The organism is Pseudomonas sp. NPDC089547, from assembly GCF_050280665.1.
In the GTDB taxonomy this organism is placed as follows: domain Bacteria; phylum Pseudomonadota; class Gammaproteobacteria; order Pseudomonadales; family Pseudomonadaceae; genus Aquipseudomonas.
This window is the reverse complement of sequence record NZ_JBNNVS010000105.1, coordinates 1-2450: the sequence shown is the minus strand read 5'-3', so window position 1 is coordinate 2450 and position 2450 is coordinate 1. Positions and strand designations below refer to the sequence as shown.

The window sequence follows — 2450 nt, the reverse complement described above, 5'->3', positions numbered from 1 at the left end:
TTAACTTGAACCAGCTTCTCGATGTAGCCTTCGTCGCGCTTTTGATCGTTATTTGCCATAACTTAGAACTCCAGCCCGCCTTCACGAGCAGCATCAGCCAGCGCTTTGACGCGGCCATGGTACTTGAAGCCGGAACGGTCAAAGGCAACTTGAGATACACCGGCGGCTTTCGCGCGCTCAGCTACCAGCTTGCCAACCTTAGTGGCCGCGTCGATGTTGCCAGTGGCGCCATCACGCAGGTCTTTGTCCAAGGTCGAGGCGCTTGCCAGAACCTTGCTGCCGTCGGCCGAAATGACCTGGGCGTAGATGTGCTGCGAGGAGCGGAACACGCACAGGCGCACGACTTCGAGTTCGTGCATCTTCAGACGTGCTTTGCGAGCGCGACGCAGTCGAATAACTTTTTTGTCGGTCATTTACTAGGCCCTACTTCTTCTTGGCTTCTTTACGACGGACTACTTCGTCCGCGTAACGCACACCTTTGCCTTTGTACGGCTCTGGCGGACGGAAGTCGCGGATTTCAGCGGCCACCTGACCTACCAGCTGCTTGTCGATACCCTTGATCAGGATGTCGGTCTGGCTAGGGGTTTCAGCGGTGATACCGGCTGGCAGTTCGTAGTCCACTGGGTGAGAGAAGCCCAGGGCCAGGTTCAGGACGGTGCCTTTAGCCTGTGCCTTGTAACCAACACCGACCAGCTGGAGCTTACGCTCGAAGCCTTGGCTTACGCCTTGGACCATGTTGTTGACCAGAGCACGGGTGGTACCGGCCATGGCACGAGCTTGCTGGTCACCATTGCGAGCAACAAAACGCAGCTCACCAGACTCTTCGGTAACTTCAACAGACGAGTGAACGTTCAGTTCGAGAGTGCCTTTGGCACCCTTCACCGAAAGCTGCTGGCCTGCGAATTTTACTTCGACGCCGGATGGCAGCTTAACGGGGTTCTTAGCGACGCGAGACATGTCTATCCCCCCTTAGAACACTGTGCACAGAACTTCGCCGCCGACACCGGCAGCGCGCGCAGCGCGATCAGTCATCACACCTTTGTTGGTGGAGACAATAGACACGCCCAGACCGCCACGAACTTTCGGCAGGTCGGTAACGGCCTTGTACTGGCGCAGGCCTGGACGGCTGGTGCGCTTCAGTTCTTCGATGACCGGACGGCCTTCGAAGTACTTCAGTTCGATCGACAGGGACGGCTTGGCTTCACCAGTAACCTGGTAGCCAGCAATGTAACCTTCGTCCTTCAGAACTTTGGCAACCGCGACCTTCAGGGTAGAAGAAGGCATGCTTACGACGGACTTTTCAGCCATCTGGGCATTACGGATGCGAGTTAGCATGTCCGCTAACGGGTCCTGCATACTCATGGGCTAGATGCTCCTGATACAAGAATTATTAGCCTTGCGGCTATGACAACCACCTGAGCGGAACGGGTGAAAAACCCAGGCTCAGGTGAGCCGGTCATTCTAGACACAAGGCAGAAACGAAACAAGCCCCATGTAGGGGCTTGTTTCTTGGCGAGGTCACCGACGGTCGGAAGATTGCTCCCCTTCCGTCGGGATCACACCTGCAGCGATTACCAGGAGGCCTTGACCAGACCTGGTACGTCACCGCGCATTGCAGCTTGACGCAGCATGTTACGGCCCAGGCCGAACTTACGGTATACACCGTGAGGACGACCGGTCAGGCGGCAACGGTTGCGCAGACGCGAAGCGCTAGCGTCACGTGGCTGCTTCTGCAGAGCGACAACGGCAGCGAAACGCTCTTCTGGAGAGGCGTTAACGTTGACGATGGTCGCTTTCAGCTCAGCACGCTTCTTAGCGAACTTGGCTACCGTCAGCTGACGCTTCAGCTCACGGTTCTTCATGCTCTTCTTGGCCATTTTCCTACTCCAATCAGTTGCGGAACGGGAACTTGAAAGCACGCAGCAGAGCGCGGCCTTCGTCGTCCGAACGAGCAGTGGTGGTCAGGGTGATGTCCAAACCGCGCAGAGCATCGATCTTGTCGTAATCGATTTCCGGGAAGATGATCTGCTCTTTCACGCCCATGCTGTAGTTGCCACGGCCATCGAAGGACTTGGCATTCAGGCCGCGGAAGTCGCGAACCCGAGGCAGGGAGATCGCCAGCAGGCGGTCCAGGAATTCGTACATCTTGTCGCTACGCAGGGTCACCTTGACGCCGATCGGCCAGCCTTCGCGGACTTTGAAGCCAGCGATGGATTTGCGAGCGAAAGTCACGACCGGCTTTTGACCGGTGATCTTTTCCAGGTCGGCAACAGCGTGCTCGATGACTTTCTTGTCGCCGATCGCTTCGCCCAGACCCATGTTCAGGGTGATTTTGGTAACGCGCGGAACTTCCATGGCGTCGCCATGCTCAAGGGTAATTTCAACTTGACCGGGGGCGTACTCCGAAATGGCGGTGCGCGCCGGAATGCCTTGGGCTTTGCAGGCGGCGT

At 57.1% G+C, this 2450-nt stretch carries 5 protein-coding genes and 1 pseudogene; all 6 read right to left on the bottom strand.

The annotated features are described in order from the left end of the window. Window positions 1–62 precede the first annotated feature (62 nt). Window positions 63–413 (bottom strand): 50S ribosomal protein L18, encoded by a 351-nt coding sequence (rplR, locus tag ACQKPZ_RS28145; protein WP_003255467.1) that lies wholly within the window; start codon window positions 411–413, stop codon window positions 63–65. A 10-nt stretch (window positions 414–423) separates the two neighbouring features. Then, window positions 424–957 (bottom strand): 50S ribosomal protein L6, encoded by a 534-nt coding sequence (gene rplF, locus ACQKPZ_RS28140; protein ID WP_003255469.1) that lies wholly within the window; start codon window positions 955–957, stop codon window positions 424–426. Window positions 958–969: 12 nt separating this feature from the next. Continuing rightward, window positions 970–1362, bottom strand: a complete 393-nt coding sequence (gene rpsH, locus ACQKPZ_RS28135; RefSeq protein WP_391131129.1) for a 30S ribosomal protein S8 — start codon at window positions 1360–1362, stop codon at window positions 970–972. Between the two features lie 209 nt (window positions 1363–1571). Further along, window positions 1572–1877 carry a 30S ribosomal protein S14 gene (gene rpsN / locus ACQKPZ_RS28130; RefSeq protein WP_009681970.1) on the bottom strand — a complete coding sequence of 102 codons (306 nt, stop codon included), beginning with the start codon at window positions 1875–1877 and terminating at the stop codon, window positions 1572–1574. A 13-nt stretch (window positions 1878–1890) separates the two neighbouring features. Next, window positions 1891–2379, bottom strand: a complete 489-nt coding sequence (gene rplE / locus ACQKPZ_RS28125) for a 50S ribosomal protein L5 (protein ID WP_427544547.1) — start codon at window positions 2377–2379, stop codon at window positions 1891–1893. Continuing rightward, window positions 2353–2450, bottom strand: a pseudogene (locus ACQKPZ_RS28120) (hypothetical protein); the annotation flags it as partial. The pseudogene ACQKPZ_RS28120 and the gene rplE, both read right to left, overlap by 27 nt.